Consider the following 25,529-nt stretch of genomic DNA (forward strand, 5'->3'; position numbering starts at 1 on the left):
AAATGGGGCGCGCAACGCGCCATATTGGCCGCGTACGCTGTTCTTCAACGATGCGGAAAAGGAAAATTCGATGCGTCTGCTGCTTGCTCTCTTGCTGCCGTGGTTCCAGTTTTTCACGATCGGCCGCCCGATCGCCGGCGTGATCTGCCTGATCCTGCAACTCACGATCATCGGCTGGCTGCCGGCCGCGATCTGGTCGGTGTATGCGCTGAGCCAGTACAAGACCGATCGCAAGATCGAAGCGGCGCTGCGCGAGCGGCGGTAGGTCGTCGTTGCGATTCCGGGCGTTTCTCCTCGCCAGGTGCAACGCCAAGGGTTCCTGTTTCGGTAGATATCTACATAATTTGCACGCAGCCGCGTGCACAATTTGTATAGATTTCTGCTGAGATGGCCGTGTTCGACGGACGGGAGGCGACACGATGGACAAACGCTATAACGCGATGTCGCTTCCCGAACAGCTTGCGCGGCGGCGGCAAGCGATCGACGACGTTCTCGCGCATCCCGAGTGGTCGCTGCGCGAATCGGTGCGTCATCTGAAGCAGACGATGCGGCTGACGAGCGCCGAGATGGCGAAGCTCGCCGGCGTGTCGACGAAGACGATCCAGGATATCGAGCAGGGCCGCAGCGACGGGACGGTTCAGACGATGAACCGCAGATTCGGCATGCTGGGATTGAAGCTCGGCGTCGTGCGGCGGGCGCCGCAATAACGCACGCGGAGGAAGAGGCAGCGCGGCGCGCATCCATCGGGCGATCGCTGCGCGCCGCGCCCGGGCCGCGCGCGTGGCGCGATCGCCCGGCCGGCGCTCCGGCTTCACTTCACCGCAAACAGCGTCAGGTTCATGAAGATCTTGAACGCATAGCCGAGCGTGACGGCGCCGGCCACGCCGCCCGCCCACAGCACGACGAACCACATCCAGCCGCGCATCCGCGGCCGGGGCGCCTCGGGCGGGCGATCGGCGGAATCAGTGGTGGTAGTAATGCTGGTCTTCATGGCGCACCTTCCCTCGGAATACCCAGTAACCCATCGTCGTGTAGGCGATGATGATCGGCAGGATAACCGCTGCGCCGACCAGCGTGAAGGTCTGGCTCGAACGCGGCGCGGCCGCTTCCCAGATCGTCATCGTCTGCGGAATCGCATACGGGAACAGCGTGACGAGCAGGCCGACATAGCCGAGCAGCACGAGCGCCAGCGCGAGCACGAACGGCGTCATGTCGTGCCGGTCGCGCACCGCGCGACGCATCCACACCGCGCACCCGGCGACCAGGAACGGCACCGGCAGCAGGCGCCAGAACAGCCCCGAATCGAACCAGCGCTGCGCGATGGCCGGATCCTGCAGCGGCGTCCACAGGCTGATGACGGCGATGAAGCCGAGCAGCACGACGGTCAGCGGCCACACGACGCGATGCAGCCGGCGCTGCAGGTCGCCTTCCGTCTTCGCGACGAGCCAGCAGCAGCCGAGCAGCGCATAGGTCACGATCAGGCCGAGGCCCGTCAGCAGGCTGAACGGGGTGAGCCAGTCGAACGCGTCGCCCGCGAACACGCCGTCCTTCACGTTGATGCCCTGCAGGAACGCGCCGAGCGCGATCCCCTGGAAGAACGTCGCGCCGGCCGAGCCGCCGATGAACGCGAGATCCCACAGCTGCTTCGTGCGCCGCGCCTTCGCGCGGATCTCGAACGACACGCCGCGGAAGATCAGGCAGACCAGCATGAAGATCAGCGGCAGGTACAGCGCCGACAGCACGGTCGAATAGACGATCGGGAACACCGCGAACAGCCCGGCGCCGCCGAGCACGAGCCACGTCTCGTTGCCGTCCCACACGGGCGCGACCGTGTTCATCATCAGGTCGCGTTCCTTCTCGTCCGGGAAGAACGGGAAGACGATGCCGATGCCGAGGTCGAAGCCGTCGAGCACGACGTACATGAAGAGCCCCAATGCGATGATCGCGGCCCAGATTACGGTGACGTCCATAGGTTTTCTCGTTTGCGGATGGGGTGGGCTCAGACGGTCTCGATCAGCTCGTCGACGGCCGACATCGGGCGGCGCGCGGTGTGATCGGGGCGCGTGTCGGGCGTGTCGTCGTGCTTCGCGTCGGGCAGCGCGGGGCCGGCCTTCATCAGCTTCAGCATGTAGTACACGCCGGTGCCGAACACGAGGAAGTACACGATCACGAACGTCATCATCGACAGGCTGACCTGCTGCACCGACAGCGGCGACACGGCCTGCGCGGTGCGCATCACGCCATACACGACCCACGGCTGGCGGCCCGCTTCGGTCGTCACCCAGCCCGCGAGCAGCGACACGAAGCCGGTCGGGCCCATCACGAGCGCGAAGCGCTGGAACCACTTCGATTCATACAGGCGGCCGCAGCGGCGCAGCAGCCACGCGAGCGCGGCGAGGCCGATCATCGCGAAGCCGAGGCCCACCATGATCCGGAAGCTCCAGAACACGACGGTCGAGTTCGGGCGGTCCTCGGGCGGGAAGTCCTTCAGCCCGCGGATTTCGCCGTCCCAGCTGTGCGTGAGGATCAGGCTGCCGAGGTGCGGCACCTTCACCGCGTAGCGGGTCGTTTCCGCCTGCATGTCCGGAATGCCGAACAGGTTGAGCGGCGTGCCGCCCTTCTCGGTTTCCCACAGCCCTTCGATCGCGGCGATCTTCGCGGGCTGGTGCTTCAGCGTGTTGATGCCGTGCTGGTCGCCGATCACGGCCTGCAGCGGCGCGAGCACGAGCAGCAGCCACAGCGCCATCGAGAACATCTTCTTCACGCCCTTGTCGCGGCGGCCCTTCAGCAGGTGCCACGCGCCCGTCGCGGCCACGACCAGCGCGGCGACGATGAACGCCGCGATCGCCATATGGAACAGGCGGTACGGGAACGACGGGTTGAAGATGATCGCGAACCAGTCGGTCGGCACGACGCGGCCGTCGACGATCTCGAAGCCCTGCGGCGTCTGCATCCAGCTGTTCGACGCGAGGATCCAGAACGTCGAGATCAGCGTGCCGACCGCGACCATCAGCGTCGCGCCGAAGTGCGCGCGCGGGCTCACGCGGTTCCAGCCGAACAGCATGATGCCGAGGAAGCCGGCCTCGAGGAAGAACGCGGTCATCACTTCGTACATCAGCAGCGGCCCGGTGACGGCGCCGGCGAAGCTCGAGAAGCCCGACCAGTTGGTGCCGAACTGGTAGCTCATCACGACGCCGGAGACGACGCCCATCCCGAACGCGACCGCGAAGATCTTCGACCAGAACAGACAGAGGGTCTTGTAGTACTGCTTGCCGGTCTTGAGCCAGCGATATTCGAGCACGGCGATGAAGCTGGCGAGGCCGATGCTCAGCGCCGGAAAGACGATGTGAAAGGAGACGGTGAACGCGAATTGCAGGCGGGCCAGATCGAGGGCCGAAAGTGCGGTGTCCATACCAGATGACCGAAGCTGACGATACCCGCCGGCGGGTGCCGGCGGACCCCGGCCGACAGGCGGCGGGGTTGGCTGGAGTATGGGCCGCGATGTTGCACCGCGAAATGCGCCAACTCGTCGCAGATGTCCAGCCCGCCGCGCGCGATTTCGGGATAAATCGTTGATTCGTATCAAGAAGGCCGCTCGCGGCGCGTGCGGCCGCGGCGTGGCGGTCTGACGCACGTGCGGCAATATGGCGCGTCGCGTCATCGGAACGATTCGATCCGCACGCCCGCACCGTGCGGAACCTCTGGCGTGCCGCCGTGCGCGGCCGATCCGTTTCGACGCGTCAGCCCGTAATGCGGGCGACCGCGCGGGATGGGCGCGGCAGGTGGGGGCGGCAGCGCGGCCGTCGGCACGCGCTGCGTGAATTGCGTACACTCTGAGTCTCGTTTCGGCAGGGCCGGGCGCATCGGTTCCGGTCCGCGTTCACTCAGGGCACGAAGATGATCGATTTACGCAGCGATACCGTGACACGTCCGAGCCAGGCGATGCTGGCCGCGATGACTGCCGCCGAAGTCGGCGACGACGTATGGGGCGACGACCCGACCGTGCTGCGCCTGCAGGCGGTTTCGGCCGAGCGGGCCGGCAAGGAAGCCGGCCTGTTCTTCCCGAGCGGCACGCAGAGCAACCTGGCCGCGCTGATGTCCCATTGCGAGCGCGGCGACGAGTACATCGTCGGCCAGCTCGCGCACACCTACAAGTACGAAGGCGGCGGTGCGGCCGTGCTGGGCAGCATCCAGCCGCAGCCGATCGAGAACGCGCCGGACGGCACGCTGCCGCTCGCGAAGATCGCCGCGGCGATCAAGCCGATCGACAATCACTTTGCCCGCACGCGCCTGCTCGCGCTCGAGAACACGATCGGCGGCCAGGTCTTGCCGGAAGGCTATGTGCAGGAAGCCGTCGCGTTCGCGCGCAGCCGCGGGCTGTCCGCGCACCTCGACGGCGCGCGCGTATGCAACGCGGCCGTCGCGTCGGGCCGCCCGATCGCGGAGCTGTGCGCGCCGTTCGATACCGTATCGATCTGCTTCTCGAAAGGGCTCGGCGCACCGGTCGGCTCGGTGCTGGTCGGCAGCCGTGCGCTGATCGAGCGCGCGCAGCGCTGGCGCAAGGTGCTCGGCGGCGGGATGCGGCAGTCGGGCATTCTCGCGGCGGCGTGCCTGTATGCGCTCGACCATAACGTCGAGCGGCTCGCGGACGATCACGCGAACGCCGCGCATCTTGCGGCAGGCCTCGCGCGGATCGAATCCGTGAAGGTGCTGTCGCATGCGACGAACATGGTGTTCGCGCAATTCCCGGAAGCCGATTGCGCGCCGCTCGAGGCGTGGCTCAAGGAGCGGGGGATCCTCACGCAGATGCTGTACGCGTCGCGCTTCGTCACCCACTGCGACGTGTCGCGCGCGGACATCGATACGTTCGTCGACGCGGTCGGCGCGTATTTCTCGCAGCGGCGCGCGTAACTGCCGCGAGCCGGGCCGTCACCGGCTCATGTCATTTCGGCAGCGGCGCGAGCAACCGGCGCGCCGCTTCGACCACCCGCGCGGACAGCGACGCCATCGTCGGCGACTGCACGGTCCACGCGTGCCAATACAGCGTGACGTCGGTCGGGTGCGCGGGCGCGAGATCGACGAGCCCCTGCGCGTCGAGCGGCGCGGCGCCGATCAGCGGCTCCGGCACCATCGCGTAGCCGAGTCCGTGCCGCACCGCCGCGAAGTGCGAATGGGTGCCCGGCACGTAATGGCACGGGTACGCGCCTTCCGGCAATCCGAACTTCTCCTTCAAAAACGACGACTGCAGCGTGTCGCGCCGCGAATACGCGACGACGGGCGCGTTGCGTGCGCTCGTGCGGTTCAGTCCGCGTGGAAACCAGCGCGCCGCGAACGCGGCGGCCGCGAGCAGGCGGTAGCGCATCGTACCGAGCGGCGTCGCGACGCAGCCGCGCATCGGCTTCGGCTCGGTCGTCACGCAGCCGACCGCCATCCCGCTTTCGAGCAGCGCGAACGTGTGGTCCTGATCCTCGACGATCAGCTCGAACAGGATCCGCTCGCCCGCGAGCACGGACGTCAGCGCGGGCAGGAACCACGTGCCGAGGCTGTCGGAATTCAGCGCGATCGTCACGGAGATCGGCGATTCGCGCTCGGTCGCGAGCGTGCTTTGCAGGTCGGCCTGCAGCAGCGCGACGCGCCGCAGGTGCTGCAGCACGCGCTGCCCGGCCACCGTCGGGCGGCACGGCCGCGTGCGCAGCACGAGCGGCGTGCCGAGGCTCGCCTCCAGTGCGCGGACCCGCTGCGTGACCGCGGACGCGGTCACGTGCAGGCGCACGGCCGCCTGCTCGAAGCTGCCGGTGTCGGCGACGGCCAGCAGCGCGGCGGCCTGCTTCGGATCGATCGTCAGCGACATGTATCAGATGAACCGAGACAGATTGTGATGTTCAAAACGATGAGGCCCTGCTAGTCATGGTGTTGCGGCCGATTATGACGCGTGGCGATCAATTGTGAAATGAAACTCGGTCATGCCTTGGGACCAAACCGCGACCGATTCGGCATGTTGTGCCAGATGGTCTGGCGCAAGGTGCTCGCGCGGATTTCCCATTCGGCTTGCCCGCATGATCTCTTTGTCGATCTTGTTCGACAAGCGGCGCAGCGGGGTGCTGCATTTAAACATGTCGGCGTGTTCGAGGTACGCGATCGCGCGCGTGGCGTCGCCGGTACCTGTTCGATGTCCAGGGAGAAACAGCCGCGCCGGCTCCGGCGAGCGCTCGCGTGCACCCGAAAATTCGGGATCCGACGCTGGCCGAAGCGCGGAATGTGCGAAGACAGAATGCGCACTGCTGCGAGCAGTGCGCATCCCTCGGGTGTCGGCGATCAATAGGCCGCCACGTTTTCGGTATTCCGTCGTTCAACGGCCGTCCTGGATTTCGCCACTGCCGTGATAAACAACATGGCGGCGATTCCACTCGCGACCAGTGCCGGGTAAGCCGCCAGGATTTGGATCAATGAATACTTCCAGCTCAATGGGCGCCCGACGCCAAGCATTGCCGCATAGAACCACGAGACGGCGGAAATCACGCCCGCGAAAATGGCAACCATGCGCCGTTCGAAGGAAAGCTTCAGCAAGGATCCCGCTTTCTGCAATGCCGGGAGGACCGCGGAGTGCAAAGCGATACCGTTGAAGGTCAGCAACGCGACGATGCCAATCTTGGCCTGCAGCTTGGGATTGCCGAGATACCCGAGACCCTGAGTCCGCATATCGAACGCAATGATCGCGATGCCGGTGATCCAAAGCACCATCAGCGCCAACGTGACGGTGCGCTGCAGGCTGGGCAGGTGGACCTGGGCAAGATCGGTAGGCGCGTCAGAATCCAACAGTCGCCTGACCATCGCAATGTCGCTGGTCAGCACGAGGCCAATCGCGACACAGCAGGCTATGAGATGAACAAAGACGATTCCCATTCGTACGAATTCCATTTTCTGTCCTTTTTCGGCGCGTTGCGCAAAGTTGAGTTGTACCGTCGCAAATCTGGGTGAATTTCGGCGATACGTTAGGAGTACGACGCAGATATAAAAATGCGACCGTGGATTCCACGATCAAGCTGGCTCCAGTTCGGCATGACATGAACAACTCGGCGAGCCCACTACGGCGCGTCGGGTCCCAACAGGATGCATGTAGTCGAATCGATACCCATTGCGAGTTCGACCGCTTGATCAAGCCCGCACAGCGTGCAGACTTGCAGTGTCGGATGGCTGGCCACCCAGGTATCCGGCATGTCGCGATTTGTAGAATGAAACGTCGCCCAACTGCCGGATGCTGCCGGACGACCCGCGAAATTTAAAACAGCAGGCCGCGACGAATCAACCCGACTTGTTACGAAATGCAAAGAGCGTAACGAGCGAGAAATCGGTGTGAGAACGGTCCGACCCTTGCGCGAATTCCGCCATCTGGAGTGTGCCGAATTGTTCTGACTTGGAGTCGGGCACTGATTGATGAGTCACTTCATTTTACATTTGAGCGCTAAATACTAAAGGGGTCGCAGTTCACAATGCACGTTGCGAAACTTTTATATGTTGAATAGAGAAATTTCGAACACTCAAAATAATATCGAGCATCGATTTTCTCAGACGAAACGCCGGTAGCGTCGGGCATCGATGCACCGGCGAGCACCTGAAAATCTGCGCGGTTTGCTGGGAGATCTCCCGTCTCCTCCTTCGCGTCGCGTCGTCTTGGCGGGTTGAGCGTCGGAACTACCGGTACTGGTGGAAATGAATAAGCTGCTCGAGTCGAAACGGCCAAAATCGGATGACCCGGATTTTTTTTGAAAAAAAAGAACAAGAAATCGAAGTGGATTGTGCGGTCGATTGGAGGAAGATCACGTACGACCGGCAGCAGGTAAAAATCGCAGACGTCAAAAATGCAAAATGCTCTGATCGCCCGGAGTCAATCCCGCGCTTTGTGAGTGTAAGGCAGCGCGCGCCACCGTCCGGGCGCGGCGAATCGTCCCGCCGCGCACCATTCGTCGTCGGAATCGGTTGCCGTGCATGGGACGCCGGTGGCGCGTGCATTTTGATCTACGCTATATGAATGTGTGAAACGCGGCAGGTGCGATGCCGATTGTCCGGCGACGATGTCATCATGCCGACGTCGGTGCCGGGCGACGATGCACGGCAGACGCAGCCGTGAATTTACGGATCATGCGGCGCGGCAGGCATACGGACGGGGCGGCACTCGTGCTCGCGCATACGCGCGTCGGCGACGCACGGCACGTGGGCCGTACAACACCAACCTGAACAGGCGACGGAGCGACTTCGCGATGATCTTCCGGCAACTTTTCGACCCGCAATCGTCGACATACACGTATCTGCTCGCCGACCGCGCATCGCGCGAAGCGCTGCTGATCGATCCGGTGTTCGAGCAGGTGCGCCGCGACGCGGCACTCGTCGATGAACTCGGATTGCGGCTCGTCGCGACCGTCGACACGCACGTGCATGCCGATCACGTGACGGGCGCGTGGCTGCTGAAGCAGCGCACGGGCAGCGCGATCGCGATCTCGGCCGCGAGCGGCGCGCAGGGCGCCGACCGCTACCTGAACGATGGCGACCGCTGCGCATTCGGCTCGCGCTACCTGACCGTGCGCGCGACGCCCGGCCACACGAGCGGCTGCATCAGCCTCGTGCTCGACGACGAATCGATGGCGTTCACCGGCGACTGCCTGCTGATCCGCGGCACGGGCCGCACCGACTTCCAGCAGGGCGACCCGCGCGCGCTGTATCGCGCGGTGCACGGCCGGCTCTTCACGCTGCCGGCCGCGTGCCTGCTGTATCCGGCGCACGACTATCGCGGGCTCACGGTGACGAGCGTCGGCGAGGAGCGGCGCTTCAATCCGCGTCTCGGCGGCGATCTCAGCGAAGACGATTTCGCCGGCTACATGCGCAACCTCGGGCTCGCGCACCCGCGCCAGATCGACGTCGCGGTGCCGGCGAACCTGCAGTGCGGCGTTGCCGCGAACGCGCCCGATGCGCAGGCGGCGCCCGACTGGGCGCCGCTCGTCTATACGTTCGCCGGCTTCTGGGAAATCGATCCGCAGTGGCTCGAGGATCATCTGCCGGCGGTGCAGGTCGTCGACGTGCGCGAACCGGACGAATTCACCGGCCCGCTCGGCCACCTGCCCGGCGCGACGCCGATTCCGCTCGGCGAACTGGCCGCGCGCACCGGCGAGATCGCGCGCGACCGGCCGGTCGTGACCGTGTGCCGGGCCGGCGGGCGATCCGCGCAGGCGAACGTGATCCTGCTGAAGGCCGGCTTCGACGCGGTCGCGAATCTCGGCGGCGGGATGCTGCGCTGGCGCGCCGAAGGGCGCGTCGTGATGGACGGCCGGTCGTAGCGCGCCGAGGCCGCGCAAAAAAATTTCCGGACCGATGTCGAAACGGCCGGTCGCCGTTCGTCGTCAAGGTATCCGAGATCATGTGGCGCCGCATGACGCAGCGCCGAAACCCTGAGAGACCGCACGATGATGCCGACGCTTTATGCCCATCCCTTTTCGTCCTACTGCCAGAAAGTGCTGACCGCGCTGTACGAGAACGGCACGCCGTTCGAGTATCGCGTGCTCGCGCACAACGATCCGAAGCCGATGCAGGAACTGACCGCGCTGTGGCCGCTGAAGCGTTTTCCGGTGCTCGTCGACGCGGGCCGCACCGTGGTCGAGGCGTCGATCATCATCGAGTATCTCGGCCTGAACCATCCGGGCCCCGTGCGCCTGCTGCCCGACGATCCGCACGCGGCGCTCGAGGTGCGGATGATGGATCGCTTCTTCGACAACTACGTGTCGACGCCGCAGCAGAAGGTCGTGCACGACGCGCTGCGGCCGGAAGCCGAGCGCGATGCGCGCGGTGTCGCCGATGCGCGCGCGATGCTCGAAACGTCGTATGCGTGGCTGGACAAGAAGATGGCCGATCGCGAATGGGCGGCGGGCGACCGCTTCAGCCTCGCCGATTGCGGCGCGGCACCGTTCCTGTTCTACGCGGACTGGACGCACCGGATCGATCCGTCGTTCGCGAACGTGATCGCGTACCGCAAGCGTCTGCTTGCGCGGCCGTCGTTCGCGCGAGCGGTCGACGAGGCGCGGCCGTTTCGCTCGTTCTTTCCGCTCGGCGCGCCCGATCGCGACTGATCTGCGCGGCCGTCGCGCGGCGTGCTGCCGCCGCGCACGGCCGGCAGCGCGTGCCGGGGCGACGGAAAGAAAGCAGCGGCAGCATCGCGGCGCGTGCCCGTTACATCGTTTGCGTGGCCGACTGCGCGAGCGTCAGCAGTTCGTCGAACTGCGTGATCAACTCGAAGCACAGCAGGAACGCGAGCGTATAGGCCGGCGCGGGGAAGCGCCGGATCATTCCCAGCACCTGCGGTGCGAAGCGCGACCGGACCGCGTCGCGCGTCAGCAGCCATGCGATCGCGATGCCGATCGTGGCGCCGGCGATCAGGTCGGTCGGGTAGTGAAAGCCGAGATACGCGCGCGGCACGCAGATGAACACGACGGAATACAGCAGCGCGAACACGCCGGCGCGGCGCGCGATGATGAAGATGCCGGTCGCGATCGCCATCCACAGCATCGCGTGATCGCTCGGAAACGAACTCCACGCCTGCAGCGTTGCCGCGCGCAGCCCGGCCGACGGGAAGTGCAGGTGCAGGTCGGGGTTGTAGATCGGCCGCACGCGGAACGGCAGCACCTGCGCGAGCAGCCGGCCGAACGCGAGCGCGATGAGCCCGCTCGCGACCGTTGCGATAACCAGCTCGCGTTGCCGCTCGCGGTTCGGGCCCGGCTGGAACCACAGCCAGCACAGCACGGGAATGAGCACGAAGCCTTTGAACGTGTACAGGCCGGCGATCACGCGAATCGCGTGATTCATCAGCGGGCCGAACGTCGCGTGGGTGAGGAAGATCTGGATCGTGGTGTCGAAATTGTTCATGTTCTGTGACCCCGGCGGATGCGCAGCACGCGGCGCGCGGCCGGCAGGATCTGGAAGCGCGCTCGTACCGGAGCGCAACGGGGGGCAAGTATGTCACCCGTTATTTCGAAGAAAATCCGAAAAAATACCGGGAATCCCCTGATAAAACGGGGCTGTGCAGTGGGGCCGGATGGGAGCGTGCCGAGCGGCGGGGGAGGGGCGAATCATCCGATGTTTGTGCGTCGATGCACGCGGTCGTCGGAAAAATATTTGGTTGAGCTGGACAGTTTGGCAAGCCGGTGCGGACCTTGCGCCGGATGAACGAATGCGGGTTACGCTCTGTGCGAATCTGTCAGGCCGCGCAGCATGACGCATGCGCCGGTCGAAAATAAAAGAAAAGGCGGGCAAGCCCGGTGGGCCTGCCCGTTTTGCCGGCGCAACGCGGTCGCGCAGTTCGTCGCGATGATGGGCGAGGCCGTGCCGGGGCTCGTCGAAGCGCGCGAAGTCTGACCCGGAGGGCGCGGGCTGCGCCGTCAGCCGCGCCGGATTCCTTCGGGCAGCGCGCTGATGCGGCGCACCTCGGGCGAGTCGAGCCACGCGCGGGACGTAGCGCAGTCGGCGAACATGTCGGTCGCATCCTCGCCCCAGAACAGGTCGCCGTCGAGTTCGAAAGTCGGCACGCCGAATACGCCGTGCGCGATCGCACGATCGGTGTTCGCGCGCAGCGCGTCCTTCACCGGCTGTGCTTCGACGGCCGTCACGCCTTCCGGAAAGCCGACGGCTTCGCACAGCGCGGCGAAGCCTTCCGGTGTCGATACGTCTTGGCCGTCGCGCCAGATATGCCGGAAGATCCGCTGGATCGCATCGAGCGAACTGCCCATCGCGATCGCGAGGCGCAGCGGCTTGATCGGGTTGAACGGGTGGGCCGGCGGCATCCGGAACGGGATGCCGAGCTTGTCCGCGCGGTATTGCGCGTGGCGATAGGTGAAGACGCGTTTCGCCGCGATCTCCGCCGGCGCTTTCTGGCCCCAGTGCGCGAGCAGCGCGCCGAGCACGATCGGCCGCGGCTCGAACGCCGCGGCGGGCGGCAACCGGTCGAACTGTTCCTGCTGCAGGTAGGCGAACGGCGAAACGAAATCGAAATACCAGGTGGTGGTGCGCGCGGCGTTCATGGCGGATGCCCCTCTTGTGCATGGCCGGTTGACGGTTGCACGCATGGTGCGCACACGGGCGGCGTGCGATGCGTGCATCGGCGGCCAGTGTCGCACGCGGTCGCCTTTTGCGTTGCGTTGCGTTGCGCTGCGCTGCCGGCTACGACCCCGCGGCGTCGTCTGCTGCCGACGCGAGCCGAGCGAGGCTATCGCGCACGGCGGCTGCGTCGTAGCGTGCGCCCGCGCCGCCGAGGGCAACGGTCGCCTTCTGCGCGAGCGGCAGCAGCATCGCGAGCGCCGCCGCCATCGTCGGCGCGGCGGCGAGCCGCGATTTCGGGCCCGACACCGTCAGCGCGCCGACGCATGCGCCGGCAGCATCGAACACCGGCACGGACGCCGACGCCGTCTCGGGGTCGCGCTCGCCGTACGATGCGGCCCACAGTCGTTCGCGCACGTCGTTCCAGCGTGCGTCCTGCGTGTCGGTGAACGCCATCAGCACCTTCCCGGACGCGCCCTGGCGAACCGGAAACTCCTCGCCGACGCGAATCGACACGCGCACCGCGCGTGCGGGCTCGACGCGGTAGAGCACCGAGCGCATGTCGCCCTGGCGCACATAGAACGACGCCGTTTCCCCGAGTTCGCGGCTCAGCGTCTCGAGCAGCGGCTCGACCACCGGGCCGACCCGGAACGAACGCTGGTACAGCGCGGCGAGCCGCAGCGGCTCGTGCCCGACCGCGTACTGGCCGTCGTCGAGCTTGCGCATGAAGCCGCCATGTTCGAGCGCGGCGAGCAGACGCAGGATCGTGCTCTTGTACAGCCCGGTGCGGCGCGACAGCTCGGCGAGCGACAACCGGTCGTCGGTCGGCCCGAATGCACGGAGGATCGCGAACGCGCGATCGAGCACGGCGACGCCGCTGGAGGCTTCCTCGGTCGACGAATCGGGCCCGTCGCCGGCGTGATCTGCTTGAGTGGTAGGCACTGCCTGCTTCCTTCGGATGATGGTCGGTCGACTATATCGTTCTGTCTGACAGAACTCAAGTTCCAGAAAATCGCAATTTCACGGGTATACCCCGCTTACAGCTCATTCGATGCGCGTCTAGAGTTCCGTCTAACAGAACTATGTTCTTTCAGATAGAACAATGAGGTATCGAATGAGCGTTTCCGAATATCCGAAGGTGCTGGTCAGCGAGGTCGGGCCGCGCGATGGCCTGCAGAGCATCGGGACCGTGATGCCGACGGCCGGCAAGCTGCGCTGGATCACCGCGCTGGCCACGGCCGGCCTGCGCGAGATCGAGGTGGGGTCGTTCGTGCCGGCCACGCTGTTGCCGCAGATGGCCGATGTGCGCGAAGTCGTCGCGCACGCGCTGGCGATTCCCGGGCTGCATGTCGCCGCGCTCGCGCCGAACCTGCGCGGCGCCGAGGGCGCATTCGACGCGGGCGTGCACAAGCTGACGCTGCCGGTATCGGTGACGGAAGCGCATTCGCTGGCGAACATCCGCAAGACGCCCGCGCAGATGATCGACGAGGTGCGCGCGATCGTCGCGCTGCGCGACGCGCGGTTTCCGTCGGTGCAGATCGAGGCGGGCGTGTCGGTCGCGTTCGGCTGCACGATCGCGGGCGCCGTCAGCGACGACGAGACGATCGCGATGGCCATCGCGATGGCCGAGTGCGGCGTCGACGAAATCGGGCTGTCCGATACGAGCGGTTATGCGAACCCGGCGCAGGTACGCCGGCTGTTCGCGCGCCTGCGGCGCGAAGTCGGCGACAAGGCCGGCGGTGCGCATTTCCACAACACGCGCGGGCAGGGGCTCGCGAACGTCGTCGCGGCGCTCGACGCAGGCGTGACGACGATCGACGCGAGCCAGGGCGGCCTCGGCGGGTGCCCGTATGCGCCGGGCGCGACCGGCAACATCGTCACCGAGGATCTCGTGTTCCTGCTCGAATCGATGGGAGTCGACACGGGCGTCGACGTCGACGCGCTGCTCGCCGCGCGCGCGATTCTGCACGACGCGCTGCCGTCCGAGGCGCTGTACGGCCACGTGCCGGACGCCGGGTTGCCGAAGGGCTTCCGCTATGCGGACGGCCGCGTGCCGACAGCCGCTCAACCGGAAGGATGCCTGACGGGAGTCGCGCAATGAACGGCCGGCTACCTGCTGCGGCGCTGCCGTACCAAGGCGTGCGCGTGATCGAGATGACGCACATGGTGATGGGCCCGACCTGCGGCATGCTGCTCGCGGATCTCGGCGCGGAAGTCATCAAGATCGAACCGATCGCGGGCGACAGCACGCGTGCGCTGCGCGGCTCAGGCGCAGGCTTCTTCGGGATGTTCAACCGCAACAAGAAGAGCTTCGCGGTCGACGTGAAGGATCCGCGCGGGCTGGAAATCGTGCTGCGGCTCGTCGGAACGGCGGACGTCTTCAGCGAGAACTTCAAGAGCGGCACGATGGACCGGCTCGGCCTCGGTTATCCGGCGCTGTCCTCGCTGAATCCGCGCATCGTGTACGTGTCGCACAAGGGCTTTCTGCCGGGGCCGTACGAGCATCGCACGGCGCTCGACGAAGTCGTGCAGATGATGGGCGGCCTGGCCTACATGACGGGCCCCGAGGGCCGGCCGCTGCGCGCGGGCTCGAGCGTGAACGACATCATGGGCGGCATGTTCGGCGCGATCGGCGCGATGGCCGCGCTCGCGCAGCGCGAGCGCACCGGCCGCGGCCAGCAGGTGCAGAGCTCGCTGTTCGAGAACAACGTGTTCCTCGTCGCGCAGCACATGATGCAGTTCGCGGTGACGGGGCAGGCCGCGTCGCCGATGCCGAGCCGGATTTCCGCGTGGGCAGTCTACGACGTGTTCTCCGTGAAGAACGGCGAGCAGATCTTTCTCGCGGTCGTGTCGGATACGCAGTGGGCGCTGTTCTGCGATGCGTTCGGCTTTGCGGCGCTGAAGGGCGATCCGCGCCTCGCGACCAACAACCTGCGCGTGCAGGCGCGCGAGTGGCTGCTGCCGGAGTTGCGCTCGCGGCTCACGCCGCATTCGGCCGCGGAGATCGGCGCGATCTTCGAATCGATCGGCCTGCCCTATGCGCCGATCACGAAGCCGCAGGACCTGTTCGACGATCCGCATCTGCTGGCGACCGGCGGCCTCGAAGCGGTGACGCTGCCGGCCGACGCGAGCTGTGCAGGCCGGCCGGTCGACACGCGCACCGCGCTGCTGCCGCTGACGCTCGCGGGCGAGCGGCTGCGGCTGCGCTCGGCGCCGCCGGCACTTGGCCAGGACACGCACGCGTTGCTCGGCGAGCTCGGCTATGCGCCGGACGACGCGCGTGCGCTGATCGAAGCGGGCGTCGTCGCAGGACAGTACGTCGCGGACGGTGCAGCGCACGGCGACGGGCCGGGCGGCGCGCCTTCGCCGAACGAAGTGGCGAGCGCGTAGCGCGGCCGCGATCCATCGAACGAACAAAGGCACCCGGCCGCGCAACGCGCGGGCGCGGATTGCTGCATCCACGGAGACAACCATGACATCCGCTTCCCCGGCGCTGGCCGCCGATCGCGAGACCGATGCGTCGGTCGAGCAACGGGCCGTGCGCAAGGCCGCATGGCGGTTCATCCCGCTGCTCGCGATGGCTTACTTCTTCAATTACCTCGACCGCACGAGCGTCGGGTTCGCGGCGCTCACGATGAACCGCGATCTCGGGCTGACCGCGACGCAGTTCGGCTGGGGCGCGGGGATCATGTTCGCGGGCTACTGCGTGTTCGAGGTGCCGAGCAATCTCGCGCTGTACCGCTTCGGCGCGCGCCGCTGGCTCGCCCGCATCATGATCACGTGGGGGCTGATGGCGGCCGCGACCGCGCTCGCGACCGGGCCGACGAGCTTCTACGCGATCCGGCTGCTGCTGGGCATCGGCGAGGCCGGGTTCTTTCCGGGCGTGATTTTCTTCCTCGCCGTGTGGTTCCCGGCGAGCTACCGCACGCGCGTGCTCGCATGGTTCACCGTGTCGACGCCGCTGTCGTCGCTGATCGGCGGCCCGCTGTCGACGTGGCTGCTGCAGCTCGATGGCGCGCTCGGGCTTGCCGGCTGGAAGTGGATGTTCATCGTCGAAGGGCTGCCTGCGTGCGCGCTCGGTTTTCTCGTGCTGAAGCTGCTGTCCGATTCGCCGGCGGATGCCGCGTGGCTGTCGGACGACGAGCGTACCGCGCTGCAGCGCGCGTTCGAGCGCGAAGGCGCGTCCGCCGGACGGAAGAAGCAATTCGGCGTTGCGCTGCGCGACGTGCGCGTGTACGTGCTCGCGCTGATCTCGTTCGGCTTCACGATGGGTTCGTACGGGATCGGCATCTGGCTGCCGCAGATGCTGAAGGCGCACGGCATGTCGACGATGCAGACGGGCTGGCTGTCCGCGGTGCCGTACTTCTTCGCGACGATTGCGCTGCTGTGGTGGGCGAAACGTGTGGACCGTCGCGGCGGCCCTGTCGCGAACCTCGCGATCGGGCTGTTCATCGGTGCGGTGGCGCTCGGCGTGTCGACGCATTTCCTGACGCTCGGCCCCGCGCTCGTCGGCATCACGCTCGCGCTGATCGGCACGATTGCCGGCCGCACGATCTTCTACACGCTGCCGTCGCGCTTCCTGTCCGGCCAGGCAGCGGCCGGCGGGCTGGCGCTGATCAACTCGATCGGCGCGCTCGGCGGCTTCGCGGGCCCTTATCTCGTCGGCTACCTGAAGGACAGCTTCGGTACCTTCACGGCCGGCATGCTGGGTCTTGCCATTGTCCTCGCGATCACGACGCTGCTCACGCTGTCGCTGTATGCGTTCGACCGGAGCGAATGACATGGACACGACGATTTCGATCATGCGACGCCGGCTGCTCGGCGCGGCCGCCGCGTCGCTCGCGGTGCCCGCGTTCGCCGATACGCACGCACCGGCTCAAGATGGAGCTTCCCGCATGACGACGCAAGGCAACTATCTCGCGGTCCGACCCGACTGGCTCGCGTCGGCGCTCGAACCCGCGCTCGATCCCGACCTGCCGATCGTCGACGCGCATCATCATTTCTATGAACGGCCGGGCTGGATCTACATGCTCGACGACTACCTGCAGGACGCACGCTCGGGCCACAACATCCAGGCGTCCGTCTACATGCAGGCGCAGACGCGCTACCGCGATTCCGGCCCGGCCGAGCTGAAGCCGGCCGGCGAGACGGCCTATGTCGCCGGCGTGACCGAGCCGCTGCAGCACGGCCGTCCGGCCGTCGCGACAGGCATCGTCGGCCACGCGGACCTGCGGCTCGGCGAACGCGTGCGCGACGTGCTGGAAGCGCATCTCGAAGCGGGGCGCGGGCGGTTTCGCGGGGTTCGGCACCTGACCACGTGGGATGCCGATCCGACGCTCGCCAATCCGCTGTCGGCGGTGCCGCGCGGGCTGCTGCTCGATTCCGCGTACCGGGCCGGCGTCGCGCAGCTCGCGCCGCTCGGGCTGTCGTATGACGCGTGGCTGTTCTTTCCGCAACTGCCCGAGCTGTTCGAGCTCGCGAAGGCGAACCCCGATACGCGGATCGTCGTCAATCACTGCGGCGGCGTCGTGCGGATCGCGAGCTATGCGGACCAGCGGCCGGGGGTGTTCGAGCGCTGGTCGGCGTCGATGCGCACGCTCGCGCAACTGCCGAACGTGTACGTGAAGGTCGGCGGGCTCGGGATGCGCATCAACGGTTTCGATTTCGAAAAGGGCGCGCGGCCGCCGTCTTCCGAGCAGCTCGCGGACGCGTGGAAGCCGTGGATGCTGACCTGTATCGAAGCGTTCGGCGCCGAGCGCTGCATGTTCGAGAGCAATTTCCCGGTCGACAAGGGCTCGTATTCGTACGTGAACGGCTGGAACGCGTTCAAGCGGCTGACCGCGCATGCGAGCCCGGACGAGCGCGACGCGCTGTTCCGCGGCACGGTCACGCGCGCTTACCGGCTCGGCTGACGCGTGTCGCGGCGCGCCCGCGCGTGCTCACCCGGCCTCGACCAGCGCCGCGAGCTTCGCCAGCGCCATGCGCCAGCCGGTCTCGTTGTCGGCGACCGGCACGCCGGGCGGGATCCCGTCGTGCACGGCGTCCACGCGCGTGCCGTCCGCTTCGTCGGACAGCGTGATCGTGATCGTCATTGCGCCGCGCAGCATCGGATCGTCGGTCTCGAACACGTCGATCTCGACGATCTGCTGGTCCGGCACGAGCGTGACGAAGCGGCCGTGGTAGGTATCGGTGCGCGCGGTGGTCTTGCCGGTGTCCGCCGACGGCGCGTCGTAGCTCAGCGACACGCGCAGCGCGCCGCCTTCGCGCGCGTCGTACGCATGCACGCGGCACGTCATGCCGTCGGGCACCTTCCATTGCTCGACCGCGTGCGGATCGAGCAGCGCGCGGTAGACACGTCCGCGCGGTGCGTTCAGGTGCCGGCTGACCCGGGTCGAATGCGTGTGCGTATGCAACATGTCGCCTCCCGCGGAGCGCGCGCGACGGTGCACGCCGGATGCCGGCGTGTCGTCAGGCTTCCTTCAGGAATCGTAGGCGCGGGCGGGGCGGCATGCAATGACCGCGCGCTCGCCCGCGTTCAGCCGTTCAGCCGTTCAGCGCAGCGTGGCCGCGAATGCGTCGAGCTGCGTAATGCAGGTGTTCCAGCCCTCGAAGAAGCCGAGCGCTTCGTGGCGCTCGCGCGTCGCGGCATCCGGATGCATCACGCGCGCCTCGTAGCGGCTGCCCGCGGCGTCGTCGGCCATCGTAATGATTGCCGTGAAGCCCAGCCACGGCACCTGCGGCCGCCAGCCGCCCGCGAGCATCGACGTGAACGCGATGCGCGCTTCGGGCACGATTTCGAGGAAGCAGCCGGGATTGTCGCTCGTGCCGCCATCGGGGCCGCGCATGAACGTATGGAAGGCGCCGCCCGGCCGCAGGTCGAACGCGCGCACCTCGGTGGTCCACGGCTTCGGGCACCACCATTCCTTCAACAGTTCGGGGTCGGTCCACGCACGCCACAGCGCGTGGCGCGGCGCGTGCAGCGTGCGTGTGATGACGAGATCGTGGGCTTCAGCGGGTTCGACGTGGCTTGCTGACATCTTGCTCCTCCTGGTGACGGCGTTCGACGAATTCGACGAGACGATCGGATCGCGCTTCCCACAGCGCACGCTGCGCGGCGAGCCATTCCTCGGCCTCGGTCAGCCGGCTGCCGACCAGCGCGCAGGTGCGCGAGCGGCCGGTTTTGCGGGTCTGGACGAGGCCGCTGCGCTCGAGCACGGCGACATGCTTCATGAACGACGGCAGCGCCATGTCGAACGGCGCGGCCAGCGCGGAGACGGTTCGCTCGCCCTGGCCGAGCGCGCTGACGATCGCGCAGCGCGTCGGGTCGGCAAGGGCGTGGAAGACGTCGCTGATGCCGGGTTGAAAGTTAGCCATGCGGCTAAGTATAGGCGATGCAGCGGACATTTTCGTCGCGTAGGATGATGGGGCGGTAACACGCGCCGACCTGTGCCGCGTTGCCGGACGCCTGCCGCCGTTGCGCAAGCCTCGACCACCGGCTGGCGTTCTTTCCAATCCGGGCGCATGACGAACTTGTGCGGCCTGGCTGACCACCGGAGATGGCATGACCGAACCTGTTACCGTCCGCCGCGTCGGCGCGCGCGACGCGAGGGCCTGCGTCGACGCGCTGGCCGACGTGCTGATCGATTGCGTCGAGGGCGGCGCGTCCGTCAGCTTCATGTTGCCGATCGAGCGGCCGACCGCCGTCGCGTTCTGGACGCGCGTGGCCGACGGCGTGGAGAGCGGCGAGCGCATCCTGCTCGTCGCCGAGGATGCGGCCGGCCGGATCGTGGGCACCGTGCAGGTCGTGACCGCGCAGCCCGAGAACCAGCCGCATCGCGCGGACATCGCGAAGATGCTCGTGTCGCGGCACGCGCGCCGGCAGGGCGTCGCCGCGCGGCTGATGGCGGCGGCCGACGCGGCCGCGCGCGACGCCGGCAAGACCGTGCTCGTGCTCGACACCGTGACGGGCGGCGACGCCGAGCGGCTGTACGAGCGGGCAGGCTGGCAGCGTGTCGGCGTCGTGCCGAACTACGCGCTGATGCCCGACGGCGCGTTTTGCGCGACGACGTTTTTCCACAAGCAGCTCGCGTAGCGGTGCGCGTTAGCGCCGCTCATCGGCATCCGCCATGCACCCCGTCGCCCCGGTTCTCCTGTTCCTCACGCTCGCGGCCGGTGTCGTCGCATTGCTTGCGCCTGCGGTGCTCGCGGCCGCGTGGCGATGCCGCACGCAGGTGCCGTGGCGCGTGTTTTTCTACGGCATGCTGACCTTTTTCGTGTTCCAGCCGGTGCTGCGCATGTCGTGGCAGGTTCAGCTGTACCGCTGGCTCGCTCACGACCCGCGCTGGCATGTGCCGATGCTGGTGTTCGCGGCATTGACGGCCGGGCTCTTCGAGGAATGCGGGCGCTGGGTCGCGTTCCGGTATCTGCTGCCGAAGCGGCACGAAGCACAGACGGCCGTGATGCTCGGGCTCGGGCACGGCGGGCTGGAGGCGATGCTGCTGGTCGGCGTCGGGTTTCTCGCGCTCGGCACGGGTTACCTGCTCGCGCACGCGGGCGTCGTCGTGCCTGAGGGCGTGCAGTCGCTGATCGGGGCGCAGTTCGCGGGCATGACGCTCGCGTCGCCGTTTCTCGCGCTGCTCGAACGCACGAGTGCGCTGGCCGCGCATGTCGGGTTGTCGCTGATCGTGCTGCAGGCATTCGTGCGCGGCACCAAGCGCTGGCTTGCGTATGCGATCGCGATCCATTTCGTGTTCGACCTCGCCGTCGTGCTGCTGACGCGGTACTGGCATGTCGATACCGTGTTGGTCGAGGCGATCCTGTTCGCGTGCAGCGTCGCGATCCTGTGGCGGGCCATTCGCTGGAGCCGGTGGGGGACAGGCGCCAGCGACGCGCGCACCGGGCACGCCGTGTGACGCGCGTCGCCTGTTTCAGCCGTGCGCGGTGCGGTTCGGTCGCCGGATCGTGGGTCTGTCTCCGGTTCGCCACCGGCTGGCGAGGCGCAAGGCCATGCCGGCCGTGACGATGGCGATGCCGATGCCGGCGAGCGCCGGGGCGTGTCCCCGGTCGCGATGAGAGCCGGCCGGACGCCACGCAGAAAGAGAAGCGGGGCCGGCAACCGTGCCGGTCCGATATATTCGCGCAGGTAGAACTCCAACAAAACGCCACGGAACCTCCGCCTCGATGAAACGCTCCCACGTCGCCCTCGCCCTCACGGGCTTGCTCGTCGCGCTGCCGATTGCCGCGTACGCGCTCGTCAAGCCGCTGCGCATCGTCGCGCCCGCACTGATCCCCGGCGTGTCCTGCCCACGCGCCGACATCTGCACGGACGATGCCGCGAAGCTCGGCGACGCACAGCAGCTCTATCGCGACGGCTATGCGCGCGCGGCGGCGGCCGTCGGCGGGTTCCGCGCCGCGCCGCGCGTCGTGTTCTGCTCGACGCGCGCGTGCGCCGACGCATTCGGCCTCGGCCAGCGCGCGGCGCTGACGCTCGGGAATTTCGGCGTGGTCATCGCGCCGCGCGGTTGGCAGACCTACTTTCTCGCGCACGAACTGATCCATCACCGCCAGGCCGAAGTGCTCGGCAACCTGGCCGTCGTGACCAAGCCGCGCTGGCTGATCGAAGGGATGGCGTATTCGCTCAGCGAAGATCCGCGCCATCCGCTGACGGAGCCGTTCGAATCGTGGCGCACGCGTTTTGACGCGTGGTATGTGGCGCTGGGCGGGCAGCCGCTATGGGATGCCGCGCGGGCGGTCGAATAGCGGGCGAAGCGTGGCTCGCCGCTGCGCGCGCCGTTACGCCGGCGCGGCAGGACCGCCGCGTCCGTCGATGAGCGTATCGCGTCCCGCCTCGAGGATCTCGTCGGCCAGCACGGGATCGGTGCCGGCGATCGCGCGCGACAGCACGAGCGCCCCGACCATCTGGCTGAAGACCGCGAGCGCGTCGCGGCGCGTCTGTTCCGGCGTCGCGCCTTCGGTCGCCACCATTCGTTCCAGCCGGTCGAGATACGCGGCGAGGCCGTGCGCGTAGCATGCGCGCGCCGCCTCGGTCAGTCGCGGCGCGTCGCCCGCGAAACCGGACAGCGGGCACCCGGCCTCGACATTGTCGCGATGCGCCGCCGACAGATACGACGCCACCTGCGCGGCGAGACTGCCGGCGTTCGGCGAATCTTCGCGGTCCTGCATCGCCTTTCCCATCACCTCGGCGACCAGCGCATCCTTCGACTTGAAGTGGTTGTAGAAGCCGCCCTGCGTGAAGCCGGCTTCCTTCATCAGCTCCGTCAGCCCCACGGCGTCGACGCCGCGCGCGCGGAACAGCCGCTCGGCGGCCGCGACGATCGCGCTCCGGTTCTCGGCAGCCTGCTGTCTTGACACGCCCATCGATCCCTCCCCGATTCTGCCGATCGCATCGATTGAAAAACACAATGGCGATCACAATTGACATGCCCGGACGGCGCGAACACAATGCACCGCAAAGACAATGGTGATCGACATTGATATCAAGTGTAGCCGACTTGGCGGGCAGTGCGAAGCCACGGCCGGAACACGGATGGCAATCGGTCAAGGTCTTTGGCGCCGCAGGGTGACGGGCAGCGGACGGCTCGCCGTCTGCCTCCGGCGGCGCAGCGATTCGGTACGCAATGGCAGCCTCGTTTTCCACCGGATCTCACGCGCGCGACGAGCCGGCGCGCATGCGATTCATCATGCGAAAGGAAAGGAACGATCATGAAGATCGAAGGTGCAGTCGTTTTCGTGACGGGCGCAAACCGCGGGCTCGGGCTCGAGTTTGCGAAGCAGGCGCTCGCGAGAGGGGCGCGCAAGGTCTATGCGGCGGCGCGCGATCCGGCCACCGTGACGCTGCCGGGCGTCGTGCCCGTGAAGCTCGACGTGACCGATCCGGCGGCCGTCGCCGCGGCGGCCGACGCGGCGCGCGACGTCACGCTGCTGATCAACAACGCAGGCATCGCGCGGCTTGGCAGCCTGACGGACGAAGGCGCGCCCGACGCGCTGCGCGATCACTTCGAAACCAACGTGTTCGGGATGCTGGCGATGTCGCGGGCGTTTGCGGGAACCCTCGCCGGGCATGGCGGCGGCGCGATCCTGAACATCCTGTCGGTCGCGAGCTGGGTGAACCGGCCGATCCTGTCGGGCTACGGCGTGTCGAAATCGGCCGCGTGGGCGCTGACCAACGGGCTGCGCCATTCGCTGCGCGAGCAGCGCACGCAGGTCGTCGGGCTGCATGCCGGTTTCATCGACACCGACCTGACACGCGGCCTCGACGTGCCGAAGGCCACGCCGGACGACGTCGTGCGCCAAGCCTACGACGCGATCGAAGCGGGTGCGGAGGAAGTGTCGACCGACGAATTCACGCGGCACGTGAAAGCCACGCTGTCGTCGGGCGTCTATCTGGAGGAACCGGCGCCGCGTTGACGCTGCCGGGAGGCACTGCCCGCCGCCCGCGTTCGCGCGCGGCGGGCTCGGCCCTTAGGCCGTCAGGCCGTGGTGTCGATGATGCCCGGGATCTTCACGTCCGGGTTCACGTCCGCGTCGTAGTCGACGCCGGCGATCTCGAAGCCGAACAGCCGCAGGAAGTCGGTCTTGTAGCCGGCGAAGTCGGTCAGCTCGTACAGGTTCTCGTTCGTCACGTGGTCCCACAGCGCGACGACCTTCGCCTGCACCTGCGGATCGAGTTCCTTGTAGTCCGCGCGCAGCCGGCCTTCCTCGTCGACGTGCGGCGTCGTGCCGTACAGGCTGTCCTTGAGGAGCCCGTACACCTGCTCGATGCAGCCTTCGTGCGTGCCGGTTTCCTTCATCACCTTGAACAGCAGCGACAGGTACAGCGGCATCATCGGGATCGCCGAGCTGGCCTGCGTGACGACGGCCTTCAGCACCGACACGCGTGCATCGCCGCCGTGCGCGGCCAGCTTTTCGCGGATCGACAGCACCTTCTTGTCGAGATCCTTCTTCGCTTCGCCGATCGAGCCGTTCCAGTAGATGTCGTGCGTGATCTGCTCGCCGAGATACGTGAACGCGGTCGTCTTCGCGCCGTCGGCCAGTACGCCGGCTTCATCCAGCGCGTCGATCCACATCTGCCAGTCCTCGCCGCCCATCACGGCGACGGTGCCGTCGATCTCTTCCTGCGTCGCCGGTTCGAGCGCGACGTCGCGGATCACTTCCTTGTCGGTGTCGAGGCCGCGGAACGTGACCGGCTTGCCGATCGGCTTGAGCGTCGAGCTGATCGTTTCGCCCGTCTTCGGGTGCGTGCGGCGCGGTGCCGCGAGGCTGTAGACGACGAGATCGACCTTGCCGAGATCCTGCTTGATGGTGTCGATCGTGACCTGCTTGACCTTGTCGGAGAATGCGTCGCCGTTGATGCTGCGCGCATAGAGCCCCTTTTCGGCGGCGAATTTCTCGAACGCGGCGCTGTTGTACCAGCCGGCCGTGCCGGGCTTCGATTCGCTGCCGGCGCGCTCGAAGAACACGCCGAGCGTGTCCGCGCCCGAGCCGAATGCGGCCGAGATCCGGGCGGCGAGGCCGTAGCCGGTCGACGCGCCGATCACGAGCACCTTCTTCGGGCCGTTGGCGATCGGGCCGTGCGAAGTCACGTAGTCGATCTGTTCCTTGACGTTGGCTTCGCAGCCGACGGGATGAGTCGTCACGCAGATGAAGCCACGCACGCGCGGTTTGATGATCATGGGAACCTCTTGTCAGAAAGGCAGAAACGGCCTGAAATCGGAAAAATCCCGCGCATTGTAAAGGAAGCGGCCGATCGCGGGCGGGCGCGGCCGGAAGGTGCCGGATCGTCCGGTTATTTCTCTCTTGACAGAAATGACTGAAATGAATAAATTTCCCGACATGGAACTCACACCGATTGCCGAACGATTCATTCTCCACTGGGGCGAAATGGGCTCGCGGTGGGGCGTCAACCGAACCGTCTCGCAGATCCACGCGCTGCTCTACCTGGCCGGCCGGCCGGTCGCGGCCGACGAGATCGCCGAGACGCTCAACGTCGCGCGCTCCAACGTCAGCACGAGCCTGAAGGAGCTGCAGGCGTGGCGACTCGCGAAGGTCGTGCATGTGCTGGGCGACCGCCGCGACCATTTCGAGACGTCGACCGACATCTGGGAACTGTTCAAGCTGATCGTCGAAGGGCGGCGGCAGCGCGAGATCGAGCCGACGCTCACGGTGCTGCGCGATTGCCTGACGAGCCCGGAGATCGCCAACGAGAGCCGCGAGACCGAACAGCGCATCCGCGACACGCTGCAGTTCGTCGAGACGCTCACGACCTGGTCGGACGAGATGCTGCGGCTCAAGCCCGACACGCTGATGAAGGCGCTCGGCATCGGCGCGAAGATCAGCCAGACGGTCAGGCGCAAGCCGTCGAAGTAAGCGGTAACGGAAGTGCGGGCAGGCAGCCCGCTTTTTTCGGAATTGTTATTTCTGTCTGTACAGAAATA

Annotated in this window: 29 protein-coding genes; 15 read left to right on the plus strand and 14 right to left on the minus strand. The window is 67.0% G+C overall.

Annotated elements, in window-relative coordinates:
- Positions 1-70: 70 nt before the first annotated feature.
- The gene (locus ACPUER_RS08645) at positions 71-265 is read left to right on the plus strand and encodes a YqaE/Pmp3 family membrane protein (RefSeq protein WP_044848494.1); all 195 of its coding nucleotides are present in this window, start codon (positions 71-73) and stop codon (positions 263-265) included.
- Between the two features lie 154 nt (positions 266-419).
- Entirely contained in the window at positions 420-707 is a 288-nt protein-coding gene (locus tag ACPUER_RS08650) for a helix-turn-helix domain-containing protein (RefSeq protein ID WP_175960008.1), read from the plus strand.
- 104 nt (positions 708-811) lie between these two features.
- Here the strand turns inward: ACPUER_RS08650 and ACPUER_RS08655 are convergent, their stop codons facing one another.
- The 3 genes from ACPUER_RS08655 to ACPUER_RS08665 are packed head-to-tail and all read right to left on the minus strand — an operon-like array spanning position 812 to position 3,412.
- The gene (locus ACPUER_RS08655) at positions 812-991 is read right to left on the minus strand and encodes a hypothetical protein (RefSeq protein ID WP_174383389.1); all 180 of its coding nucleotides are present in this window, start codon (positions 989-991) and stop codon (positions 812-814) included.
- Positions 963-1,970 (minus strand): cytochrome d ubiquinol oxidase subunit II, encoded by a 1,008-nt coding sequence (gene cydB, locus ACPUER_RS08660; RefSeq protein ID WP_175031550.1) that lies wholly within the window; start codon positions 1,968-1,970, stop codon positions 963-965. Before cydB ends, ACPUER_RS08655 begins: the two co-directional genes overlap by 29 nt.
- A gap of 29 nt (positions 1,971-1,999) precedes the next feature.
- Positions 2,000-3,412: a cytochrome ubiquinol oxidase subunit I gene (locus tag ACPUER_RS08665; protein ID WP_425130859.1), complete on the minus strand. Its 1,413-nt coding sequence runs from the start codon at positions 3,410-3,412 to the stop codon at positions 2,000-2,002.
- A gap of 485 nt (positions 3,413-3,897) precedes the next feature.
- On the opposite strand from ACPUER_RS08665, the gene ltaE reads away from it, so the two are divergent.
- Positions 3,898-4,911: a low-specificity L-threonine aldolase gene (gene ltaE / locus ACPUER_RS08670; RefSeq protein WP_425130860.1), complete on the plus strand. Its 1,014-nt coding sequence runs from the start codon at positions 3,898-3,900 to the stop codon at positions 4,909-4,911.
- 31 nt (positions 4,912-4,942) lie between these two features.
- On the opposite strand, the gene ACPUER_RS08675 is transcribed toward ltaE, so the two are convergent.
- From ACPUER_RS08675 to ACPUER_RS08685, 3 genes are all read right to left on the minus strand, one after another.
- Positions 4,943-5,851: an HTH-type transcriptional regulator ArgP gene (locus ACPUER_RS08675; RefSeq protein WP_175960012.1), complete on the minus strand. Its 909-nt coding sequence runs from the start codon at positions 5,849-5,851 to the stop codon at positions 4,943-4,945.
- A gap of 72 nt (positions 5,852-5,923) precedes the next feature.
- Positions 5,924-6,319 (minus strand): hypothetical protein, encoded by a 396-nt coding sequence (locus ACPUER_RS08680; protein ID WP_175960013.1) that lies wholly within the window; start codon positions 6,317-6,319, stop codon positions 5,924-5,926.
- On the minus strand, positions 6,316-6,918 hold the full coding sequence (locus tag ACPUER_RS08685) for a hypothetical protein (protein WP_175960014.1): 603 nt from the start codon (positions 6,916-6,918) through the stop codon (positions 6,316-6,318). The genes ACPUER_RS08680 and ACPUER_RS08685 overlap by 4 nt, the downstream gene beginning before the upstream one ends.
- A 1,340-nt stretch (positions 6,919-8,258) precedes the next feature.
- Between ACPUER_RS08685 and ACPUER_RS08690 the strand changes: the two genes are divergently transcribed.
- Complete coding sequence (locus ACPUER_RS08690) at positions 8,259-9,329, plus strand: MBL fold metallo-hydrolase (RefSeq protein WP_175960016.1); 1,071 nt, start codon at positions 8,259-8,261, stop codon at positions 9,327-9,329.
- Between the two features lie 126 nt (positions 9,330-9,455).
- Positions 9,456-10,115, plus strand: a complete 660-nt coding sequence (locus tag ACPUER_RS08695) for a glutathione S-transferase family protein (RefSeq protein ID WP_425130861.1) — start codon at positions 9,456-9,458, stop codon at positions 10,113-10,115.
- 100 nt (positions 10,116-10,215) lie between these two features.
- On the opposite strand, the gene ACPUER_RS08700 is transcribed toward ACPUER_RS08695, so the two are convergent.
- The gene (locus ACPUER_RS08700) at positions 10,216-10,908 is read right to left on the minus strand and encodes a phosphatase PAP2 family protein (protein WP_425130862.1); all 693 of its coding nucleotides are present in this window, start codon (positions 10,906-10,908) and stop codon (positions 10,216-10,218) included.
- 345 nt (positions 10,909-11,253) lie between these two features.
- On the opposite strand from ACPUER_RS08700, the gene ACPUER_RS08705 reads away from it, so the two are divergent.
- Positions 11,254-11,397 (plus strand): hypothetical protein, encoded by a 144-nt coding sequence (locus ACPUER_RS08705; RefSeq protein WP_425130863.1) that lies wholly within the window; start codon positions 11,254-11,256, stop codon positions 11,395-11,397.
- 23 nt (positions 11,398-11,420) lie between these two features.
- Here ACPUER_RS08705 and ACPUER_RS08710 read toward each other — a convergent pair whose 3' ends face one another.
- Positions 11,421-12,059 (minus strand): 2-hydroxychromene-2-carboxylate isomerase, encoded by a 639-nt coding sequence (locus ACPUER_RS08710; RefSeq protein WP_425130864.1) that lies wholly within the window; start codon positions 12,057-12,059, stop codon positions 11,421-11,423.
- Between the two features lie 139 nt (positions 12,060-12,198).
- Positions 12,199-13,017, minus strand: coding sequence for an IclR family transcriptional regulator (locus ACPUER_RS08715; protein ID WP_175960020.1), 819 nt, complete (start codon positions 13,015-13,017; stop codon positions 12,199-12,201).
- A gap of 172 nt (positions 13,018-13,189) precedes the next feature.
- Here ACPUER_RS08715 and ACPUER_RS08720 point away from each other — a divergent pair, with 172 nt between their 5' ends.
- From ACPUER_RS08720 to ACPUER_RS08735, 4 genes are all read left to right on the plus strand, one after another.
- A complete protein-coding gene (locus ACPUER_RS08720) occupies positions 13,190-14,176 on the plus strand; it encodes a hydroxymethylglutaryl-CoA lyase (RefSeq protein ID WP_425130865.1) in 987 nt (328 codons plus the stop codon).
- Positions 14,173-15,465 (plus strand): CaiB/BaiF CoA transferase family protein, encoded by a 1,293-nt coding sequence (locus ACPUER_RS08725; protein ID WP_425130866.1) that lies wholly within the window; start codon positions 14,173-14,175, stop codon positions 15,463-15,465. The genes ACPUER_RS08720 and ACPUER_RS08725 overlap by 4 nt, the downstream gene beginning before the upstream one ends.
- Before the next feature lie 82 nt (positions 15,466-15,547).
- Complete coding sequence (locus tag ACPUER_RS08730) at positions 15,548-16,855, plus strand: MFS transporter (RefSeq protein ID WP_310136654.1); 1,308 nt, start codon at positions 15,548-15,550, stop codon at positions 16,853-16,855.
- A 1-nt stretch (position 16,856) separates the two neighbouring features.
- The gene (locus ACPUER_RS08735; protein WP_425130867.1) at positions 16,857-17,987 is read left to right on the plus strand and encodes an amidohydrolase family protein; all 1,131 of its coding nucleotides are present in this window, start codon (positions 16,857-16,859) and stop codon (positions 17,985-17,987) included.
- Between the two features lie 27 nt (positions 17,988-18,014).
- On the opposite strand, the gene ACPUER_RS08740 is transcribed toward ACPUER_RS08735, so the two are convergent.
- The 3 genes from ACPUER_RS08740 to ACPUER_RS08750 all read right to left on the minus strand — a co-directional run bounded on the left by ACPUER_RS08740 (position 18,015) and on the right by ACPUER_RS08750 (position 19,449).
- Entirely contained in the window at positions 18,015-18,491 is a 477-nt protein-coding gene (locus ACPUER_RS08740; RefSeq protein ID WP_034181826.1) for an SRPBCC family protein, read from the minus strand.
- 135 nt (positions 18,492-18,626) lie between these two features.
- The gene (locus ACPUER_RS08745; RefSeq protein WP_175960025.1) at positions 18,627-19,112 is read right to left on the minus strand and encodes an SRPBCC family protein; all 486 of its coding nucleotides are present in this window, start codon (positions 19,110-19,112) and stop codon (positions 18,627-18,629) included.
- Positions 19,084-19,449 (minus strand): ArsR/SmtB family transcription factor, encoded by a 366-nt coding sequence (locus ACPUER_RS08750; RefSeq protein ID WP_072440154.1) that lies wholly within the window; start codon positions 19,447-19,449, stop codon positions 19,084-19,086. Before ACPUER_RS08750 ends, ACPUER_RS08745 begins: the two co-directional genes overlap by 29 nt.
- Before the next feature lie 187 nt (positions 19,450-19,636).
- Here ACPUER_RS08750 and ACPUER_RS08755 point away from each other — a divergent pair, with 187 nt between their 5' ends.
- From ACPUER_RS08755 to ACPUER_RS08765, 3 genes are all read left to right on the plus strand, one after another.
- Positions 19,637-20,167, plus strand: coding sequence for a GNAT family N-acetyltransferase (locus ACPUER_RS08755; RefSeq protein WP_175960026.1), 531 nt, complete (start codon positions 19,637-19,639; stop codon positions 20,165-20,167).
- Between the two features lie 34 nt (positions 20,168-20,201).
- Positions 20,202-20,987 (plus strand): YhfC family intramembrane metalloprotease, encoded by a 786-nt coding sequence (locus ACPUER_RS08760; protein WP_425130868.1) that lies wholly within the window; start codon positions 20,202-20,204, stop codon positions 20,985-20,987.
- A gap of 268 nt (positions 20,988-21,255) precedes the next feature.
- Positions 21,256-21,834, plus strand: a complete 579-nt coding sequence (locus ACPUER_RS08765; protein ID WP_310136650.1) for a hypothetical protein — start codon at positions 21,256-21,258, stop codon at positions 21,832-21,834.
- A 33-nt stretch (positions 21,835-21,867) separates the two neighbouring features.
- On the opposite strand, the gene ACPUER_RS08770 is transcribed toward ACPUER_RS08765, so the two are convergent.
- Positions 21,868-22,452: a TetR/AcrR family transcriptional regulator gene (locus ACPUER_RS08770; protein ID WP_425130869.1), complete on the minus strand. Its 585-nt coding sequence runs from the start codon at positions 22,450-22,452 to the stop codon at positions 21,868-21,870.
- Positions 22,453-22,797: 345 nt separating this feature from the next.
- Here ACPUER_RS08770 and ACPUER_RS08775 point away from each other — a divergent pair, with 345 nt between their 5' ends.
- Positions 22,798-23,502 carry an SDR family oxidoreductase gene (locus ACPUER_RS08775; RefSeq protein ID WP_425130870.1) on the plus strand — a complete coding sequence of 235 codons (705 nt, stop codon included), beginning with the start codon at positions 22,798-22,800 and terminating at the stop codon, positions 23,500-23,502.
- Between the two features lie 62 nt (positions 23,503-23,564).
- Here the strand turns inward: ACPUER_RS08775 and fabV are convergent, their stop codons facing one another.
- A complete protein-coding gene (gene fabV, locus ACPUER_RS08780; RefSeq protein WP_425130871.1) occupies positions 23,565-24,767 on the minus strand; it encodes an enoyl-ACP reductase FabV in 1,203 nt (400 codons plus the stop codon).
- Between the two features lie 160 nt (positions 24,768-24,927).
- Between fabV and ACPUER_RS08785 the strand changes: the two genes are divergently transcribed.
- Positions 24,928-25,461: a GbsR/MarR family transcriptional regulator gene (locus ACPUER_RS08785; RefSeq protein ID WP_011548968.1), complete on the plus strand. Its 534-nt coding sequence runs from the start codon at positions 24,928-24,930 to the stop codon at positions 25,459-25,461.
- The last annotated feature ends 68 nt before the right edge of the window (positions 25,462-25,529 follow it).

Origin of the sequence: Burkholderia sp. DN3021, from assembly GCF_049805555.1 — a bacterium.
GTDB lineage: Bacteria > Pseudomonadota > Gammaproteobacteria > Burkholderiales > Burkholderiaceae > Burkholderia > Burkholderia pyrrocinia_C.

Excerpts from the sequence above, each read along its gene's own strand:
- ACPUER_RS08685 (WP_175960014.1), bottom strand. The coding sequence starts at position 6,918 with ATGGAATTCGTACGAATGGGAATCGTCTTTGTTCATCTCATAGCCTGC.
- ACPUER_RS08675 (WP_175960012.1), bottom strand. The coding sequence starts at position 5,851 with ATGTCGCTGACGATCGATCCGAAGCAGGCCGCCGCGCTGCTGGCCGTC.
- ACPUER_RS08700 (WP_425130862.1), bottom strand. The coding sequence starts at position 10,908 with ATGAACAATTTCGACACCACGATCCAGATCTTCCTCACCCACGCGACG.
- ACPUER_RS08755 (WP_175960026.1), top strand. The coding sequence starts at position 19,637 with ATGACCGAACCTGTTACCGTCCGCCGCGTCGGCGCGCGCGACGCGAGG.
- cydB (WP_175031550.1), bottom strand. The coding sequence starts at position 1,970 with ATGGACGTCACCGTAATCTGGGCCGCGATCATCGCATTGGGGCTCTTC.
- ACPUER_RS08740 (WP_034181826.1), bottom strand. The coding sequence starts at position 18,491 with ATGTTGCATACGCACACGCATTCGACCCGGGTCAGCCGGCACCTGAAC.
- ltaE (WP_425130860.1), top strand. The coding sequence starts at position 3,898 with ATGATCGATTTACGCAGCGATACCGTGACACGTCCGAGCCAGGCGATG.
- ACPUER_RS08785 (WP_011548968.1), top strand. The coding sequence starts at position 24,928 with ATGGAACTCACACCGATTGCCGAACGATTCATTCTCCACTGGGGCGAA.
- ACPUER_RS08725 (WP_425130866.1), top strand. The coding sequence starts at position 14,173 with ATGAACGGCCGGCTACCTGCTGCGGCGCTGCCGTACCAAGGCGTGCGC.
- ACPUER_RS08730 (WP_310136654.1), top strand. The coding sequence starts at position 15,548 with ATGACATCCGCTTCCCCGGCGCTGGCCGCCGATCGCGAGACCGATGCG.
- ACPUER_RS08705 (WP_425130863.1), top strand. The coding sequence starts at position 11,254 with ATGACGCATGCGCCGGTCGAAAATAAAAGAAAAGGCGGGCAAGCCCGG.
- ACPUER_RS08690 (WP_175960016.1), top strand. The coding sequence starts at position 8,259 with ATGATCTTCCGGCAACTTTTCGACCCGCAATCGTCGACATACACGTAT.
- ACPUER_RS08765 (WP_310136650.1), top strand. The coding sequence starts at position 21,256 with ATGAAACGCTCCCACGTCGCCCTCGCCCTCACGGGCTTGCTCGTCGCG.
- ACPUER_RS08760 (WP_425130868.1), top strand. The coding sequence starts at position 20,202 with ATGCACCCCGTCGCCCCGGTTCTCCTGTTCCTCACGCTCGCGGCCGGT.
- ACPUER_RS08770 (WP_425130869.1), bottom strand. The coding sequence starts at position 22,452 with ATGGGCGTGTCAAGACAGCAGGCTGCCGAGAACCGGAGCGCGATCGTC.
- ACPUER_RS08750 (WP_072440154.1), bottom strand. The coding sequence starts at position 19,449 with ATGGCTAACTTTCAACCCGGCATCAGCGACGTCTTCCACGCCCTTGCC.
- fabV (WP_425130871.1), bottom strand. The coding sequence starts at position 24,767 with ATGATCATCAAACCGCGCGTGCGTGGCTTCATCTGCGTGACGACTCAT.
- ACPUER_RS08745 (WP_175960025.1), bottom strand. The coding sequence starts at position 19,112 with ATGTCAGCAAGCCACGTCGAACCCGCTGAAGCCCACGATCTCGTCATC.
- ACPUER_RS08650 (WP_175960008.1), top strand. The coding sequence starts at position 420 with ATGGACAAACGCTATAACGCGATGTCGCTTCCCGAACAGCTTGCGCGG.
- ACPUER_RS08720 (WP_425130865.1), top strand. The coding sequence starts at position 13,190 with ATGAGCGTTTCCGAATATCCGAAGGTGCTGGTCAGCGAGGTCGGGCCG.
- ACPUER_RS08645 (WP_044848494.1), top strand. The coding sequence starts at position 71 with ATGCGTCTGCTGCTTGCTCTCTTGCTGCCGTGGTTCCAGTTTTTCACG.
- ACPUER_RS08655 (WP_174383389.1), bottom strand. The coding sequence starts at position 991 with ATGAAGACCAGCATTACTACCACCACTGATTCCGCCGATCGCCCGCCC.
- ACPUER_RS08665 (WP_425130859.1), bottom strand. The coding sequence starts at position 3,412 with ATGGACACCGCACTTTCGGCCCTCGATCTGGCCCGCCTGCAATTCGCG.
- ACPUER_RS08775 (WP_425130870.1), top strand. The coding sequence starts at position 22,798 with ATGAAGATCGAAGGTGCAGTCGTTTTCGTGACGGGCGCAAACCGCGGG.
- ACPUER_RS08735 (WP_425130867.1), top strand. The coding sequence starts at position 16,857 with ATGGACACGACGATTTCGATCATGCGACGCCGGCTGCTCGGCGCGGCC.
- ACPUER_RS08695 (WP_425130861.1), top strand. The coding sequence starts at position 9,456 with ATGATGCCGACGCTTTATGCCCATCCCTTTTCGTCCTACTGCCAGAAA.
- ACPUER_RS08710 (WP_425130864.1), bottom strand. The coding sequence starts at position 12,059 with ATGAACGCCGCGCGCACCACCACCTGGTATTTCGATTTCGTTTCGCCG.